The sequence below is a fragment of the Parenemella sanctibonifatiensis genome, assembly GCF_002250565.1.
In the GTDB taxonomy this organism is placed as follows: domain Bacteria; phylum Actinomycetota; class Actinomycetes; order Propionibacteriales; family Propionibacteriaceae; genus Parenemella; species Parenemella sanctibonifatiensis.
Window position 1 is genome coordinate 106,073 of the sequence record NZ_NMVJ01000007.1, and the last position, 16,600, is coordinate 122,672.

Consider the following 16,600-nt stretch of genomic DNA (forward strand, 5'->3'; position numbering starts at 1 on the left):
CATGAAACGACGGACGTTCGCCCTGATCGCGGGCGCGGCAGCCACCGGCTTGGCGTTGGGAGGCTGCGCGCGTACGCCCAAAGCCACCGGCGGCCCGCAGAGCACGCTGCGGATCGGGGCGCTGGGCAACACCACCGACAGCCTGGCTCCACTCACCGTGAACGGGTTCGCCGACTACATCGCGGTCGGGCACCTCTACGAGATGCTGGTCGAATTGCGCGACGGCGTCGCCCATCCGACCCTCGCCCACGACATCACGTCCAACGCCGACGCCACCGAATGGACGATCACGCTCGCCGACGGCGCCACTTTCAGCGACGGTCGCCCGGTGACCGCGGCCGACGTGGCGTACAGCCTCGCCCTGCACGCCGACCCGATCGCGAGCCCCAACTACGCCAGCTTCTACCAGGACGTTGACGTGGCAGGTCTGCGGATCGTCGACGACCAGACCTTGGTGGTGCCGTTGACCCGGCCCCGCGGCGACTTCGTCACCACGATCCTGGCCTTCGCCTCCTTCGTCTTTCCGGACGGATTCGACGACTGGGCCAATCCGATCGGGTCGGGTCCCTATCGGCTCGTCAGCTACGCCGCCGGCGAGCAGATCGTGCTGGAAGCCCGTGATGACCACCGCGCCGGCATCCCATCGATTCAGCGCCTCGAGATCATCGTGATCGGTGATCCGCAAACCCGGATGAATGCCCTCAAGAGCGGCGAGATCGACTTCGCGACCCGGGTGGATCCGGTGATCGTGCAGGCCGAAGCCGGCAACCCCGACGTCGTGATCCATCGCGGCGGCGAGGGGGACTCGCAGGTGATGGGCCTGGAGATGAACGTGCACCAGGCGCCGTTCGACGACCCACGGGTCCGACTGGCGATGAAGCTCGCCATCGATCGGCAGCAGCTGGTCGACATCGTCTTCCTCGGGGAAGGCTTCGTCGGCAACGACCTGGTCGGGCTCGGCCTGGCGGGCTACAACACCGCCATCCCGCAGCGCGGCCAGGACCCTGAGCGGGCCCGGCAACTCTTCGCCGAGGCGGGTGTCAGTGAGGTCACCATCCGGACCGCTGAGGTCACGCCCGGACTGACCCGCGCGGCGGAGCTGTACGCCGAGCAGCTCGCGGCAGTCGGGGTGCACGCTACGCTCGAACCGGCCGATCCGACCAGTTTCTTCGCCGATTTCGAGGTGCTGCTGTCCACCCCGTTGCAGTCGATGTACTACATCAACCGCGACGCCGGCGCCTACCTGGGCAGCTTCGGTGGCTCAACCGGCTTCTTCAACATCTCCGGCTATGCCCCAGCAGACTTCGACACGTTGCTGCTGGAGGCCCAGTCCACCGCGGACGCCGCCGCCCGGACCGAGCTGTTCAACCGGGCCCAACGGCAGATCTGGGACGACGGCGGCACCATCCTGTGGGGCTATCAGGCGGTGCTCAGCGCCCACCCGCCGGGCCTTGAGGGCGTCTATCTGTCCCAGGGCGTACCGATCTTCAGCAGCGCCACCTTCACCCGGTGATGGCCGGCACACGCGGTGTAGGCCTGGTCGCCCGCGCCGCGTGGGTGCCCGTCAGTGCGGTCTTGGCCGGCAGCCTGACCTGGCTGGCAGTGACGCTACTGCCGGGCGATGCCGCGGTTCGCATCCTGGGCCCGAACGCCACCCCCGAGCGGCTCGCCGAGCTGCGTGCCCGCCTCGGCCTGGACCGGCCGGTCGCCGAACAGCTGAGCGACTGGCTGGTCGGCCTGCTCACCGGCGATCTCGGCACCAGCGCGCTGACCGGCGAACCGATCACCGGCCTGGTGCTGTCCCGGCTGGCCGATTCCGCCCTGCTGGCCGGCATCGCCGCAACCATCGCGTTGGTCGTCGGGATCGGCCTCGGCACGCTGGTCGGGCGCGTACGCCGGGGCCGGGCCTGGGCGTACGCCACCCTGATCAACGCCAGTGCGGTCCCGGACTTCGTCATCGGCGCGGTGGCGGTCGGGCTGCTGGCGCTGTCATGGCGACTAGTGCCGGCCCTGTCGTTGGTCCCGCCCGGCCAGACGGCGGTGAGTCGGCCGGAGATCTTGGTCATCCCGGTGCTCGCGCTGGCAATCCCGATCACGATCTGGATCGCCCGCCACCCGGCGGCGGCGGTGGCCCGGCAGGCGGATGCGCCCCACGTCCGCGCCGCGCGGCTGCTGGGCGTGTCCGAGGCGAGCGTGGTCCTCCGGCATCTGCTGCCGGCGGCCTTGGCGCCGCTGGTGCAGCTGTTCGGTTGGATGGTGGCCGTCTTGGTGGGCAGCACGGTGATCGTCGAGCAGCTCGTCGAATATCCCGGCATCGGGTCGCTGCTGACCGAAGCGGTCGGCAACCGCGACGTCACCGTGGCCACCGCGATCGTGACGGTGCTCGCGGCTGTCGTGGCGGTGGCGGTGTTCGTCTGCGACCGGCTCGCCGTGCGGATCGACCCGCGGCTGGCGGCGTCATGAAGCGACTTCGTCCGCTGATCGCGATGGCCGCGATCCTGGTGCTCGTCGGTTGCGCGCCGCTGCTGTCGGGATTGTTGCCGCAGGGGCGCACCCGGCCCTATCGGGCCCCCGATGCCGAGCATCTGCTGGGCACCGATGCGCTCGGCAACGATGTGCTCGGCCAGCTGCTGGCCCACGCACCGGCGACGTTCGGCGTGCCCGCAGTGGCCGCGCTGGTCCTCGCGGTGCTCGGCTCGGCATCGGGGTGTTGCTCGGTCTGGCCCCGGCCGGCGTACGGTCGGCCGTCTCGCGGGCCGGGGACGTGATCGTGATCGTTCCGCCGGTGGTGGTGACCCTGGTGGTCGTGCTCGGCTTCGGCGCCACTCCGGTGTCGATCGTGGTCGCCGTCGTGCTCGGGGCGGTGGTCATCGTCGTACGCGTGCTGTCGGCCGCGACCGCGCAGCTGCGTCGCGCCGGGTGGGTCGAGGCGGCCTCCGGTTTCGGAGACCCACCGTGGAGGATCGTGGTGCGGGACATCGTCCCGGGGCTGGCCGCCATCATCATCGCCGAGACCTCGCTGCGCTTCCTGGCCGCGATCCAACTGGTGGCGGCGCTCAGCTTCCTCGGCTTCGCGGCCGGCTTGGGCAAGACCTGGGCGAGCGCCATCCGCGACAACATCACCGGGTTTCCGCTGAACCCGTGGGCATCCGTGGCGCCGGGCCTGGCCCTGGTGGTCTGCGTCTCCGGGTTGGCGCTGGTCGCTGAACGCGCCGGCGAGGCGGAAGGAGCGCGGCCGTGACGCTGCTGGCCTGCGATGGCGTACGCCTCACCGCGCCCGATGGTCGGGTGCTCCTCGACAAGCTGGACCTCGCAGTATCGCTCGGGGACCGGCTCGCCGTGATGGGGCCGTCCGGGTCAGGCAAGACGACGCTGCTGCGCGCCATCCTCGACACGTTGCCGCCGGGGTTCGAGTACGCCGGCGAGATCCGGCTCGACGGCGCCGTCCATCGACCCGGGGCCCGGGACACCCGGGCCCGGATCATCCGCACCATCGCTACCCTGCCGCAGGATGCCGGCGGGAGCCTGACGCCGACGATGCGGGTCGGGGCGTTGGTGCGCGAGGCCGCGCCGGGCCGGGACCGGCAGCGGGTGACCGAGGTGCTCGCGATGGTGGGGCTGCCGTCGTCTCGGGAGTTTCTCCGCCGACGCCCGTGGCAGCTGTCAGGAGGTCAGCAACGTCGGCTGGCGCTGACGCGGGCGCTGGTGCGGGATCGGCCGCTACTGGTCCTGGACGAACCGACCGCGGGGCTCGACCCCGAATCGCGCCGGCAGGTGCTCCAAGTGCTCGGTGATCTGTCCCGCGAGCTCAGTTCGGCCCTGCTGCTCGTGACCCATGACCGGGCCGCTGCTCAGACGCTGGGCTGCGACATCCACGACCTGGCCCCCGTCGTTGCAGCGACAACCGCGAGGCAGCGGCGTACGCCGGCACGGTCGGCTCAGAGCGTCCTCGCGCTGCGCGACGCCACGCTGGTCAGTGCCGCCGGCGACACCATCGCCGAACGAGTGAACCTGGACCTGCGGGCCTGCGAGATCACGGCGCTGCGCGGGCCCAGCGGCGAGGGCAAGACCAACCTGGCGCGCACCATCGCAGGGTTGCTGCCGCTGCGGGCGGGCACCCTCGAGTTGCACGGCGCGCCGCTACCAAGCGGGCTCCGGGACCGTACGGTGGCGCAGCGGCGGGCCCTTCAGCTGGTGCGGCAGTCCGCCGATGACGCCTTCAATCCGCGGCGCAGCATCCGGCAGTCTCTGCACGACACGCGACCCAACATCGACCCAGCCACGCTACTGGCCGCGTTGGATCTGAGCCCTGACCTACTGGAGCGGCGGCCCCACCAGCTCTCCGGTGGGCAACGCCAGCGGCTCGCGCTGGTGCGGGCGCTCAGCGTGGCTCCTGAGGTGCTGGTCCTCGACGAGCCGACCTCAGCGCTCGACCACGCGGCCGCCCAGCGGGTGATCGCGGCGGTCCGGGCCGCTGCCGAACGGGGCGCCGCGGTGCTCCTCATCACTCACGACGACTCCCTCGAGGCGGACAACTTCGATCGCACCCTCCTGCTGCAGGGTGGGCAACTGCGCGAGGCTCTAAGCTGACGGCAACCAGGAGGCGCTCCCCATGACCACTGATTCCGGCCCCGCCGTCCCCGTGCTGCGCATCCAGGACGTGGCGTTGGCCACCGAGTTCTACGTCGATTACCTCGGCTTCGGCATCGAGTGGGAACACCGCTTCGAGCCCGGCCTGCCGCTCTATGCGCGGATCCGCCGCGGCGACACGGTGCTGGACCTGTCCGAGCACCACGGGGACGGTACGCCGGGCACCGTCGTGTGGATCCCGATCGCCGACGCCGAGTCCTTCCACGCCGAACTGGTCGCCCGGCCCCACCGCCGCCTGCGCCCCGGGATCGACACTGACGCCCCGGGCGGCCCGACCATCCAGGTCATCGACCCGTTTGGCAACACCCTGCGCTTCTGCCAGCCCAGCCGCGGCTGACGACAATCCGGCCAACAGGATGCAGTTGAGGCTGGTGGCGACGCGGGATCAGTTCACTCAGCCGACTCAGCCTGGTCCGGCGCCGGACCTTCGGGAGCGGAATCCAGCTCGGGCGAGGCGTCATCCTTCCCCCGGCGCTGGAGGCGCTCCCCGGCACCCACCAGTAGCCTCCCGGTGCCCGACTTCGCGCCGTCAACTGCCTTGCTACCGAAGCGCCCGATCGCCTTGACGCCTCGCTCGGTCGCGCCGACCGCGCCGTCCCGCACCTCGCCCGCCGCCGAACGCCACGATCGCGCTTCGATGGTGGCCCGGTCATCGTCGATGCCCAGCTTCTGGTGGAAGACGACAACGTCGTTGGCGACTTCGTTGCCTGACCGCACCACTCGGCCCGCCTTGAGTGGGTTGAAGAGCACCTTCTCATTGGCGCCTGTCACGGCAGCATCCATGCGCGACAGCAGGCGCGAGGTGACGGCCGAGATGTCGTCACGCCGCTTGGCGCGCGCCGCCTTGAGTGCCGTGCGGTGGCGATCGACATCATCGGGACTGGAGTCCAGCACCCGGTCGAGCTCAAGAATGTCGAGGCCGTCCTGGAGCTGGAAGCAGCGCGCGATCACGGCGAGCCACTCCTCGACCGTGGTCTCGGCAGCGCCGGCAATCTTCGCGAGGTCCCCCACCGCTGACTTCGTCTCCATCTTCTTCGCGATGCCATCGAGCATCAACAGGGCGTACGCCTGCGTGGTGGCGATGGTCTGGGCAGCGCCGTGGAGGTTGGACCAGGTCACCTCGGAGACGCGGCCCACGTGTTCGCGCTTGTGGATCGCATCGTCGATGACCCGGCCGACGCCGATCATCTGGGCGATCTCGGCGTTCTTCTGCGCCAGCAGGATGTCGTCGACCTTCTCGTCGATGACTTCGAGATACTCGGTGATCTCCTCCATGGTCTGCTCCATTGCGAGCTGAGCCATGATCCCCGCCGCACCCGCCAACATGGCCGGGTTGGTCAGCATCGACCCAACCGAACCCGGCTTGGTGAACTCCAAGATCTTGGTGATCTTGCCCTTGGGATCAGTGAGGATGGTGCGCGCGACGCCGTCCGACGAGCCCGTCATCGTCCGACTGATCTTGAGGGCCTTGGCGGAGTCCTCAGTGAGCTTGATCCACCGACCGGATTCGGCTGCGACCTGCGAGCCGGTCTGGGCGAGCCCGGAGCCCGACTTCATCGCAGAGCCAAGCCTCTTCTGCAGTTGCAGGTCCTTCGACGGCACCCCCGCCGACGACAGGAAACGGTCAACAACAGCGGCATCGCCGATGACAGCGAGTCCGTCGCCGTCACTGAAAATCTCAAGTTCGTCGCTCACGACCCCCACCCTTCTGGGGCGAAGGTGCCCCGCGAGAAAAATGGTAACCGAGCCCACTGACATTGTTCGGCCACCGTGATAGATCCAGCCGCGGCTGAGGGCGTACGCCGCTGGGAACAGAACCCCGATCCTCGACGTTGCGGCTGTGGCCCCGACCCAGTAACGAAGGATCTTATTGATGACTGACCTGTTCACGCCGCTGCGACTGCGCAAGCTGGAGATTCCCAATCGGGTCTGGATGTCGCCGATGTGCATGTACAGCGCCGCCAACGCGGGCCCAGAGGTCGGCGCCCCGAACGAGTTTCACCTCGGGCACTACGGTGCGCGGGCTGCGGGCGGGGTCGGTCTCGTGATGGTCGAGGCCACTGCGGTACGCCCCGAGGGCCGGATCAGCGCTTGGGACCTGGGGTTGTGGACCGACGAGCAGGAGGCGGCGATGGGCCGCCTGGCCGCGACGATCGAGGCCAATGGCGCCGTCCCGGCGATCCAGCTGGCCCACGCCGGCCGCAAGGCCTCCACCCGCCAGCCGTGGGCAGGCGGCGGAGTGCTGCCCAACGACGAGGGCGGCTGGGATCCGGTCGGTCCGACCGGCGAGCCCTTCCCCGGCCTGAAGCAGCCCACCGAACTCACCGCCGACGAGATCGGCGGTCTGGTGCAGGCCTGGGCGGAGTCCGCTCGCCGGGCGATCCGGGCCGGCTTCCGGGTCGTCGAGATCCACGCCGCCCACGGCTATCTCCTGCATTCCTTCCTCTCACCCCTCACCAACCGTCGCGCCGACCAGTACGGCGGCGACCTCGGCGGCCGGTCCCGCTTCCTGCTGGACGTCCTCGCCGCGGTCCGCGACGCCGTAGGCCCCGAGGTGCCGGTCTTCATCCGAATCTCGTCGACGGACTGGGTGACCGAGGCTGACGGCACGCCGGCCTGGACCGTCGAGGAGTCCGTCGAGCTGGCCCGGCTGGCCACCGAACGCGGCGCCGACCTGAATGATGCCTCCAGCGGAGGCCTGGTGCCGGCAGCCATTCCGGACGCGGTGGATTATCAGACCCGCCACGCCCGCACCATCCGCCGCGACAGCGGCGCCAACGTGGCGGCGGTGGGCCGGATCACCAACCCTGCTGCCGCCAACGACCTGGTGGCCGACGGTGGCGCTGATGCGGTCTTCCTGGGCCGGGCCCTGCTGACCAATCCGTCGTGGGCCAATCTGGCCGCCGTCGAACTGGGAGCCGCCCCGCGCCTGCTGGAGCAGTACGCCTACACCCAACGCCGCCGCTGAGGGCACGCCGGGATTGAGGGCGTACGTCACCTGCTCGAGACGATCTGGCGACCGCCGGGGCCACCCCCACCAGGTCCGCCACCGCCCGGGCCTCCGCCGCCGGGCGCCCCGCCACCACCGCTGGACGGTTCGGTCGTGGTGTCGATCCCGACCGGGAGGGTGGCGACGTAGCCCTCGCCGATGCTGCCGGTGATGACTGGGGTCTGCAGCTCGTAGCTGTCGGCGAAGATGCCGTCATCCTGCATCGACCCGACGCCAGTCATGTTGTCGGCCGAGCCGTCATATTCGGCGAGCTGGTAGATCTCGGTGAGCATGTCCTCGGGGAAGGCGACCTGGGAGGTCGCAATGACGTTCTCGACGTCGGTGGCCGAGTCCAGGTCGGGATAGACCTCGAAGTGGATGTGGGGCCAGCGGCCCGAGTAGCAGCCGGGCACGATCGTGGTGAAGCTCACCGATCCTTCGGCGTCGGCGACCTGTACGCCGCGCAGCCAGGTCTGATCCTCCACGCCCTGGGTGTACATCGAGTAGCGCCCCACGCCGTCGCACTGCCAGGCGTACACCGCGGCCCCCTCGAAGGGCTGGTCACCGCCCGCCATGTCAGCGAGGACGAAGGTCATCGTCAGCTCGACGCCCTCGGCGGTCGCACCGCCGTCGAGGCTGGTGCGGATGTCCTGCCGCACGATGCCCGACTCGGTGAGGATGTTGAGGTCCTGGGTGCCATCGGCCGGATAGGGACCGTTGGTCTCCTCGGGGATCTCCTCGGTGGCGCTGACGGTCGCGCCGGTGCTGCTGGTGCTCGAGCCAGAAGTGAAGGACGAGGACGAGCCGCCGCCGGACGACTCCCCCGTCGCGGCGGTGCCGCACGCCGCCAACGCGACGGTGCCCACCCCGATGCCGAGGGCGCCGAGCACCCGCCGCCGGGTCAGCAGGGTGACCGCGTCGAATGCGGCGCCCTGGTCCTCGATGTCGTCTTCTGGTCGGGCGAGCGGTCGCCCCTCGAACTCGGGTTGCTGGTTGGTCATCGTGACCCTCCTCGTGGTGATTCCCTTGCTTGGTGATCACCAGCGTGCAGCGCGGCTCTGTGGGTCCGCTGTGGTCAGTCTGTGCGCTTCCTGTGAGTGGGCATCGCGCGGCGTACGCCCTCAGTCCAGACGCACCCGGACCGCGGCCGCAGCGGTCAGGCTCAGCTCGACCACGGCCTCACCGACCTCCAGCACGACCATCGCGACCGCCGGGCGTACCTCGCGCAGCACCAGTTCCGCCCCGACCGTGAGCTGGTGCCCGGCGAGATGCCGCAGCACCTCTGGGAACCGGTCCGAGACCCGGGTGATCCGTCCCGGTACGCCGGGCGGCAGGTCGACCAGAGCGCGGCTGTCGTCGGCGGGGACCTCACCGTTGGGGGTCGGGATCGGGTCGCCGTGGGGGTCGAAGGCAGGGTGTCCCAGCACCGCATCCATCCGGTCCAGCACCAGGTCGGAGACGGCGTGTTCGAGCCGGTCGGCCTCGTCGTGGACCTCGTCCCAGCCCAACCCGAGGGCCGCCACCAGATAGGCCTCGATGAGGCGGTGGCGGCGTACGACCCGGACCGCGATCCGACGCCCCGGCTCGGTGAGCGTGATCTTCCCGTAGGGCTCGTAGTCGAGGTAGCCGTCGCGGGCGAGCTTCTTGAGGTTCGCCGACACCGTGGAGGGGGTGACGCCCAGCTGGACGGCCAGGTCGGTGGTCGAGGGTTCCCCGCCCGGCCAGGCGTACGCCTTCCAGATCAGGGTGAGGTAGTCCTCGACCATCCTGCTCACAGCGGGCTCGGTCACGGCGCTCATGCTAGTCGCGGGTCCGGACAAGTTCCTCCGTACGCTCGGCCGGCTCGGCGCGCTGGCTGCGGAACGGCGCAGCCAAGGTCGGCGCGATGTCGCGGCGGTGCGCAACGAGGAACGCCAGCGCGGCCACGGCGTGGATGATGCTGAGGATCCAGCGTCCTGTGGTGTCGGTGACGATGAACTGGACGGCGAACAGCGCGGCCAGGCCGATCGCGGACCACAGGTGGAAGCGCAGCGCGAGGATGATCGCGACGCCGAGCAGGGTCTGGGTCGCGGTCAGCGTGAACTCCTCGACCTGGCGGCCGTCCAGGGCCAGCGTCGTGGAGCCACCGCCGGCGAGGTACGCAACCGGCAGCGACCCGACCAGCAGGCTCCACTGGTTGACCTTCGACGCGATCAGGGTGCCGATCGCCGCCGCACCCTTGCCGCGCAGGGCAAACATGACGGCGATGATGAATTCGGGTGCCTCGGAGGCGAGCGGCGCCAGCCACTGCACCAGGAAGTAGCTGTCGATGCCGAGCGCCGATCCGGAGGCGACCAGTGATTCGGCGAAGGGTTCGGCCGACATCAGGATGATCGTCGCGGAGATGACGAACAGGGCGATGACGGTGATGCGGCGGGAGGTCTGCGGCATCTCGACGATCAGCGCGGAGGCCCCGACGAACTCTTCCTCCTCGTCGTCGACGACCTGGCCGGCGCGCCACAGGTAGAGGCCGAAGATCACGATGAGCAGCACGCCGAACCAGACGGGGATGCCGGCCATCAGCGGGATCGCGAAGGCGATGACGGCCAGGATCGCCAGGAAGCCGATGTCCAAGCGGCTGTCGTTGGGCAGCTGGAGGTAGTGGGCGGGCCGCTCGCCGGTCCGGCGCAGGGCCCGACGCGCGACCAGGATCCCGACGATCGTCACCAACGGCCAGCCGAAGCCGAGGAGCAGCCGGTTGGAGCCGGTCATGTTGGCCGCGGCGTAGTGCAGGTAGTCGGGGTCGGAGCCGGCCCGGAAGGCGTAGAAGAGGTCGACGGCGTACTCCGGCAGCACGGCGATCAGCGCCAGCAGCGCGATGGCGAGGGCGCCGGAGATGTCCTTCTGGGCGGCCTCGGCGGCCCAGGCGAGCAGGAATGCGGCCGCGACGACTGCGGCGCCGAAGACGAGCATCTCCACGACCGGAGGAAGCTCGATCCCGGTGAACCGCAGCACCATCGCGGGGGCGGCGATCAGCAGACACAACAGGATCCGGCGGATCAGGGCAGCAGGCAAGACGACTCCAAGAACACGGTTGGCGCGGGGAAGGACCCCGGCCACGACAAACGGCCGAAGGTCTCGCTCGCCTCACGTGGTGAGGTGGGACGCCGGGCCAGTCATCGTGACCGCCAGTGTGTCGACGTACCTCGCCCTGTCCGGGCGGAGCTACTCCCCTTCGAAACTCACCCTTGTACGTCGGATGCGGGTGTGTCTACGGGCACCGAAATGTTGGAGGGGTCACACATGGGCGAGGGTTCTAGCTGGCCAGCCTTAACTTCTTGTCGGCTGCCGACGCTAGTGTCTGACCAACAGCTTCGGTTTGCGGGATTCGGAGTTCATGCGTGTTACAGAAGTGCAGGCATCCGTCGCCGGCTAGTGGTCGCGCAACGGCGCCAGTGGCGACCGCTGGGGCTGCCGCAGGGGTGACTTTCGTCGGAAGGCAGGTTGTGAGGTCGCGGGATCGGGTCAAGGCCTACGGTGAGGTATTCACGCCTGCCTACATGGTCGATCAGATGCTCGACCTGGTCCGGGAAGACCTCGAGGTAGGGCCAGACTTCGTCGACAGGACATTCCTGGAGCCTGCGGCAGGCAACGGTAACTTCCTCGTGGCGATCCTTCGACGCAAGCTCGCTGCGATCGAGAAGGAGATTCCACCCGAGCTCTGGCGTCAGGAGTCGCTTTTCGCCCTGGCCTCGATCTACGGCATCGAACTACTTCCGGACAACCACGCAGAGGCCCGAGCAGCCATGCTGGCGACCTTCGCCAACTTCCACGGAAACCACGGTGTCGCGCCCGAGTCGGACGCACTCCTTCATCGCGCGGCGGCCTTCCTCATCGACACCAACGTCATCCGAGGCAACACCCTTACCGGCATGACAACCGAGGGCATTGAGATCGAGTTCTCCTGGTGGCACCGAGTCCCCGACAGAGCCGGCGCTGTGCAGCGAGAGCCGTTCAGCTTCACCTCGCTTCGTGGGGACGCGTTCGACTTCAACCTATACACCGCCTACCAGGTCTGCCCGATCGACCGCGTTCACGAGGAAGTGGGAGCCGATGTCTAGTCCGAAGATCAGCGCCTTCCGGGAGATCACACCTCTGATCTATTCCTGGCGTACGCCTGACATCCCGAAGTACGAGGGCTGGGAGAAGATCGGCTACACCGAGCAGGGCAGTGCCGACACTCGGATCGCCCAGCAAGCATCACAGCTCTCAGTCGAGAAGCAGAAGCTGTGGTCGCGGCGGGCGCTCTTCACCTCCGAAGCGGGCGGGCGCTTCACTGACCAGGACTTTCACGCCTACCTGCGGCAGCAGGGCGTCAAGCGCGAGACCGAGCCGCGCCGCACCGAATGGCACAACTTCGCCGCGGCGCCCAAGAGCTCTCTGGACTACTTCAACGACTTCGCCGGCCAAGACTTCTCCGAGACGCCGAGCCTCGACGTCGCCGAGGACTACTCGCTCCGTCCGGAGCAACGGGCGGCAGTCGAACTGGCACTGAACGCATTCCGTGGTGGCCACCCTGAGGTCCTGTGGAACGCCAAGCCACGCTTCGGCAAGACCCTCACCACCTATGACCTGATTCAGGCGCTCGACGTCAGGCGAGTCCTCATCGTCACGAACCGCCCCGCGATCGCCAACTCATGGCTCGACGACTTCAATCGGTTCGTAGCCCACCGCACGACGTTTAGGTTCGTCTCCGAGTCACAGTCCTTGGCCGGACGCTCTCCCATGACACGCGACCAGTGGCGCAAGTTTGCGGCCGCTCACATCGATGACGATCCACGGATCATCGAGTTCCTATCCCTCCAGGACCTCAAAGGCTCGCAGTACTTCGGCGGCCCCTACGACAAGCTCCGTCACATCGCCGAGTTCGACTGGGACCTCCTTGTCATCGACGAGGCTCACGAGGGCGTGGACACGACCAAGACCGATGTCGCCTTTGACCAGATCCGGCGGCCATGGACCCTGCACCTGTCGGGTACTCCGTTCAAAGCTCTGGCGTCGGGCCGATTCGGTGAGGATCAGATCTTCAACTGGACGTACGAAGACGAGCAGACGGCACGAACTGAGTGGACCGACGACGCGGAGGAGAACCCCTACGCGTCGCTACCGACCCTGAACCTGTTGACCTACCAGGTCTCGCGGATGATCAGTGACCGTCTCTCTGAGGGTGTCGCCATCGAGGAAGATGCCGCCAACATCGACTTCACCTTCGACCTGCACGAGTTCTTCGCTACGAAGGACAACGGGTTCTTCGCCCACGAGGAAGAAGTGATCAAGTTTCTTGACTGCTTGACCACCAACCAGAAGTACCCGTTCTCCACCCCTGCCCTGCGCGACGAGATCCGCCACTCCTTGTGGCTTCTCAACAGAGTGTCGTCCGCAAGGGCGCTCGAGCGACTGCTGCGCAAACACTCAACCTTCAAGGACTACACGGTCATTCTGGCCGCCGGCGACGGTAAGACAGAGGACACCGACGCAGCCGCCATCGGAAAGTCGCTCGACAGGGTCCGCACCGCAATCGCGAGCGCGGAAGCCTCTGGCGGTCGGACCATCACCCTGTCGGTTGGTCAACTGACCACGGGCGTGACCGTGCCCGAGTGGACCGCCGTCATCATGCTCTCCAGCATGTCCTCACCAGCCCAGTACATGCAGGCCGCGTTCAGGGCGCAGAACCCTTGCACGTTCGAGAGGGCTGGGCATGTCTTTCAGAAGCAGAACGCCTACATCTTTGACTTCGCACCAGAGCGAGTCCTGACCATCTTCGACGCCTTCGCGAACAATCTCCACACCGCACCGCCGGGGGACCATCTGGCCCGCCAGGACAACATCCGCAGGCTGCTCAATTTCTTCCCCATCCTCGGCGAAGACGACGAGGGCGCGATGATCAAGCTCGACGCATCCCAAGTCCTCACCTTCCCGCAGGTGTTCAAGGCCCGCGAGGTTGTTCGACGTGGGTTCCTCTCGAACCTCCTGTTTGCGAACGTCGCTGGCATCTTCCGGTACTCCGAACACGTCAAGGGAATCCTCGACAAGCTGCCGACGGCACGACAAGGGAAGCTCCGGACGGACCAGCCCCTTGAGATACCGGAGCCGCCGCCGGTCACCGACCTGTTCGGCAACGTCAAGATCGACATCGAGACTGTCATCAATCCCAAGATCGCGGAGCTCGGCAAGCCCGTCTACAGGGCCGAAGACCTGCCGCCGATCGAACCAGATGGACCTGCCGCGATCGCGGCCGCTGCTATCGCTCAGGCAGTCACGAACCAGACCCGCGAAAAGCGTCAGGAGCTCCAAGCGGCGTACTCCCTGACGAAGAAGCAGGTGGAACGTGACGAGAAGCGGACGGCCGACGCCGTGAAGCAGCAGGTCGAGCGTGCCTACACGGAACACACGATCGCCTCCAAGCATCTTGAGGCGGATCTCAAGGAGGCGGCCACCGAAGCCGAGGCGGAGGCCATCCTCGGGAGAAAGACCGAGCAGGACGATGCCTTCCAGGCGAACATTCTGAACATCGTCGAGCGCACGATCGAGGACATCGTTCCTGAGGTCGTCATGCGCGAAGAGACCAAGCGTGAGCAGAAGCGTGCGGACCAGAGCATGGAGGACGCCCGCTCCCACCTACGTGGATTCGCCCGAACGATCCCGATGTTCCTCATGGCATACGGGGACCGCGACATTCGGTTGAGGAACTTCGACGACTACACGCCAGATGACGTCTTCGAGGAGATCACAGGGATCACCGAGGCCGAGTTCCGTGTCCTTCGCGACGGGCAGGAGATCGCCGAGGATGACGGATCGCTGACGGTGATCCCCGGCCTCTTCGACGAGGCGGTGTTCGACCAAGCCGTCCAGGAGTTCATGGACAAGAAGGATGCGCTGGCCGACTACTTCGACGACTCGCAGGTCGAGAACATCTTCGCCTACATCCCGCACCAAAAGACATCGCTGGTGTTCACCCCCCAACCGGTCGTCAAGCTCATGATCGACACGCTCGAGTCCGAGAACCCAGGCATCTTCACCGACCCGGAGAAGACCTTCGCGGATCTGTTCTCCACTGCGGGCCTGTTCCTCATGGAGCTGGTGCGCCGACTCGACACCGGCCTCGCGGACCAGATCCCCGACCAAGCCAGCCGCCTTGAGCACATCCTCAAGAGACAGGTGTACGAGATGAGTCACAACCAGATCCTCCACCGGATCACCGTCGAAGCCGTGTCCGGAGGAGTACCAGAGCGCAAGGCTTGGATTGAGGACTCAGGTCACTTCAGAATCGGGAATCTCGCACGGATGACCCCGGAAGAGAGGCAAGCAGCGGTGGACGAGATGCTGACGGAAGGCCACGGAGATGAGTAAGAAGTTTGACGTCGTGATCGGCAACCCTCCCTATCAGGAGGAGGCCCAGGGCGCTGGAACCCGAGACACGCCCGTCTATCACCTCTTCATGGACGCCGCGTACGAGGCAGGGCGGAAGGCCGTGCTCATCACACCGGCGCGGTTCCTCTTCAACGCCGGCTTCACCCCAAAAGCCTGGAACGCCAAGATGCTCGCGGACCCTCACCTCTCCGTCTCCCACTTCGTCCCCAACAGCGATGACCTCTTCCCGGGCACCGACATCAAGGGCGGCATCGCCGTCACATACCGCGACGACGCTGTCGCCGGCGACCCCATTACCACCTTCGCTTCACACCCCGAGTTGAACGGCATCCTCCAAGCTGTTCTGACCCACCACTCCGCACCGCTCTCATCCATCATCACTAGCGGGCGCGCGTACTCGTACACCGCCAACATGCACACGGATAATCCCCAAGCATCGGCCAGAATGTCCAGCGACGCTCAACTTCGTGTGAGCACCAACGCGTTCGAGCAGCTTCCGTTCCTGTTCACAGAGCATCGTGAGGGCGACCGCTCGGACCACGTGCAAGTCCTTGGAGTGCTGAAGAATCGTCGCACGAAGAGGTGGATTAGAGCCGACTACATCACTGGGCCTGACAGCTTCCAGGGCTTCAAAGTCGCGCTGCCAGCCGCCAATGGCACCGGCAAGTTCGGCGAGGTGCTCTCGACCCCCGTTCCGCTCGGCCCAGGAGAGGCCGTCACTCAAACGTTCATCACGGTGGGCAACTTCTCAAGCGGGGCCGAGGCAGAGGCGTGCCGCAGATACATCGCTTCGAAGTTCGCACGAGCGCTCCTCAGCGTCCTCAAGATCACTCAGCACAACCCGGCCAAAGTGTGGCGATACGTGCCGCTCCAAGACTTCACCGCCGGGTCAGACCTGAATTGGAGCCGATCAATCCCTCAGATCGACCAGCAGCTCTACTCAAAATACGGGCTAACTGCGGAGCAAATCGACTTCATCGACACCAACGTCACGCCGATGGACTAGGGCGCGCTACTTCAGCCTGACATTCAACTGGCCAAGCGCGGTCCTGACGAAGCCACGCTAGGATCTGCGACGGCCGATCTGTATTTTCGCGGAGGCGCTTCAGAACCGACCACCCTCGCAGCTGGTACTGCAGATCTGATGCGAGGAACCCTTGATCGCGCCACCTTGCTGCAGTGGCCGCCTCGCGTCGATCGAGACCAGCGGCAATCCATCCGTCCCGCTCAGTCTCGGTGAAGCCGTGTATTAACCACGACGCGTCCGCCATCGCTTCTGACGATACACCTGGACCAATTAGCGGTCGCTTCGTCGTCTGGTACTCGGTCGGTCCTTCTGTTCGCTTCGGCTTTCTGGGACGCTCGGGTCCACCCTGGTCTCCCCATTGCCATTCGGCTGACTCTGCTTTCGGGTCGACATAGACTCGCCCAAACTTCTCGTACACCCGCCGAATGATCGGGATCTCAAGGCAGCGCTTGTTAGCCGAATCGACGTACTCTCCCAATTCTTTGAGCGCAACCATTACTTCACTGACGGGCACGCCTAGTTCT

14 protein-coding genes are annotated in these 16,600 nt (G+C 66.9%); 10 read left to right on the forward strand and 4 right to left on the reverse strand.

The genetic code is table 11. The features are described 5' to 3' along the window. The first annotated feature begins 1 nt into the window (after position 1). From CGZ91_RS08665 to CGZ91_RS08685, 6 genes are read left to right on the forward strand one after another with little or no spacing between them, the layout of a single operon-like run. Positions 2-1,513 carry an ABC transporter substrate-binding protein gene (locus CGZ91_RS08665; protein ID WP_094454335.1) on the forward strand — a complete coding sequence of 504 codons (1,512 nt, stop codon included), beginning with the start codon at positions 2-4 and terminating at the stop codon, positions 1,511-1,513. Beyond that, positions 1,513-2,463, forward strand: a complete 951-nt coding sequence (locus CGZ91_RS08670; RefSeq protein ID WP_094454337.1) for an ABC transporter permease — start codon at positions 1,513-1,515, stop codon at positions 2,461-2,463. Before CGZ91_RS08665 ends, CGZ91_RS08670 begins: the two co-directional genes overlap by 1 nt. Then, positions 2,460-2,768 carry a hypothetical protein gene (locus CGZ91_RS14295; protein ID WP_179229288.1) on the forward strand — a complete coding sequence of 103 codons (309 nt, stop codon included), beginning with the start codon at positions 2,460-2,462 and terminating at the stop codon, positions 2,766-2,768. Before CGZ91_RS08670 ends, CGZ91_RS14295 begins: the two co-directional genes overlap by 4 nt. Then, positions 2,708-3,241 (forward strand): ABC transporter permease subunit, encoded by a 534-nt coding sequence (locus tag CGZ91_RS14300; protein WP_179229289.1) that lies wholly within the window; start codon positions 2,708-2,710, stop codon positions 3,239-3,241. The genes CGZ91_RS14295 and CGZ91_RS14300 overlap by 61 nt, the downstream gene beginning before the upstream one ends. Continuing rightward, positions 3,238-4,590, forward strand: a complete 1,353-nt coding sequence (locus tag CGZ91_RS08680; protein WP_094454341.1) for an ABC transporter ATP-binding protein — start codon at positions 3,238-3,240, stop codon at positions 4,588-4,590. Before CGZ91_RS14300 ends, CGZ91_RS08680 begins: the two co-directional genes overlap by 4 nt. Before the next feature lie 22 nt (positions 4,591-4,612). Further along, on the forward strand, positions 4,613-4,987 hold the full coding sequence (locus CGZ91_RS08685) for a glyoxalase superfamily protein (protein WP_094454343.1): 375 nt from the start codon (positions 4,613-4,615) through the stop codon (positions 4,985-4,987). A gap of 53 nt (positions 4,988-5,040) precedes the next feature. Here CGZ91_RS08685 and CGZ91_RS08690 read toward each other — a convergent pair whose 3' ends face one another. Beyond that, on the reverse strand, positions 5,041-6,345 hold the full coding sequence (locus CGZ91_RS08690) for a hypothetical protein (RefSeq protein ID WP_094454345.1): 1,305 nt from the start codon (positions 6,343-6,345) through the stop codon (positions 5,041-5,043). A gap of 178 nt (positions 6,346-6,523) precedes the next feature. Here CGZ91_RS08690 and CGZ91_RS08695 point away from each other — a divergent pair, with 178 nt between their 5' ends. Further along, positions 6,524-7,618: an NADH:flavin oxidoreductase/NADH oxidase gene (locus CGZ91_RS08695; protein WP_094454347.1), complete on the forward strand. Its 1,095-nt coding sequence runs from the start codon at positions 6,524-6,526 to the stop codon at positions 7,616-7,618. Between the two features lie 26 nt (positions 7,619-7,644). Here the strand turns inward: CGZ91_RS08695 and CGZ91_RS08700 are convergent, their stop codons facing one another. From CGZ91_RS08700 to CGZ91_RS08710, 3 genes are all read right to left on the reverse strand, one after another. After that, complete coding sequence (locus tag CGZ91_RS08700; protein ID WP_094454349.1) at positions 7,645-8,640, reverse strand: dioxygenase family protein; 996 nt, start codon at positions 8,638-8,640, stop codon at positions 7,645-7,647. 120 nt (positions 8,641-8,760) lie between these two features. Next, on the reverse strand, positions 8,761-9,429 hold the full coding sequence (locus tag CGZ91_RS08705) for a metal-dependent transcriptional regulator (RefSeq protein WP_229116530.1): 669 nt from the start codon (positions 9,427-9,429) through the stop codon (positions 8,761-8,763). Positions 9,430-9,439: 10 nt separating this feature from the next. Continuing rightward, the gene (locus CGZ91_RS08710; RefSeq protein WP_229116531.1) at positions 9,440-10,693 is read right to left on the reverse strand and encodes a sodium:proton exchanger; all 1,254 of its coding nucleotides are present in this window, start codon (positions 10,691-10,693) and stop codon (positions 9,440-9,442) included. A gap of 380 nt (positions 10,694-11,073) precedes the next feature. Between CGZ91_RS08710 and CGZ91_RS08715 the strand changes: the two genes are divergently transcribed. From CGZ91_RS08715 to CGZ91_RS08725, 3 genes are read left to right on the forward strand one after another with little or no spacing between them, the layout of a single operon-like run. Further along, positions 11,074-11,739, forward strand: a complete 666-nt coding sequence (locus tag CGZ91_RS08715) for a DNA methyltransferase family protein (RefSeq protein WP_229116532.1) — start codon at positions 11,074-11,076, stop codon at positions 11,737-11,739. Next, entirely contained in the window at positions 11,732-15,028 is a 3,297-nt protein-coding gene (locus tag CGZ91_RS08720) for a DEAD/DEAH box helicase (protein WP_094454355.1), read from the forward strand. The genes CGZ91_RS08715 and CGZ91_RS08720 overlap by 8 nt, the downstream gene beginning before the upstream one ends. Further along, positions 15,021-16,055 (forward strand): Eco57I restriction-modification methylase domain-containing protein, encoded by a 1,035-nt coding sequence (locus CGZ91_RS08725; RefSeq protein ID WP_094454357.1) that lies wholly within the window; start codon positions 15,021-15,023, stop codon positions 16,053-16,055. The genes CGZ91_RS08720 and CGZ91_RS08725 overlap by 8 nt, the downstream gene beginning before the upstream one ends. Positions 16,056-16,600: the final 545 nt, after the last annotated feature.

Excerpts from the sequence above, each read along its gene's own strand:
- CGZ91_RS08665 (WP_094454335.1), top strand. The coding sequence starts at position 2 with ATGAAACGACGGACGTTCGCCCTGATCGCGGGCGCGGCAGCCACCGGC.
- CGZ91_RS08670 (WP_094454337.1), top strand. The coding sequence starts at position 1,513 with ATGGCCGGCACACGCGGTGTAGGCCTGGTCGCCCGCGCCGCGTGGGTG.
- CGZ91_RS14295 (WP_179229288.1), top strand. The coding sequence starts at position 2,460 with ATGAAGCGACTTCGTCCGCTGATCGCGATGGCCGCGATCCTGGTGCTC.
- CGZ91_RS08685 (WP_094454343.1), top strand. The coding sequence starts at position 4,613 with ATGACCACTGATTCCGGCCCCGCCGTCCCCGTGCTGCGCATCCAGGAC.
- CGZ91_RS08695 (WP_094454347.1), top strand. The coding sequence starts at position 6,524 with ATGACTGACCTGTTCACGCCGCTGCGACTGCGCAAGCTGGAGATTCCC.
- CGZ91_RS08700 (WP_094454349.1), bottom strand. The coding sequence starts at position 8,640 with ATGACCAACCAGCAACCCGAGTTCGAGGGGCGACCGCTCGCCCGACCA.
- CGZ91_RS08720 (WP_094454355.1), top strand. The coding sequence starts at position 11,732 with ATGTCTAGTCCGAAGATCAGCGCCTTCCGGGAGATCACACCTCTGATC.
- CGZ91_RS08725 (WP_094454357.1), top strand. The coding sequence starts at position 15,021 with ATGAGTAAGAAGTTTGACGTCGTGATCGGCAACCCTCCCTATCAGGAG.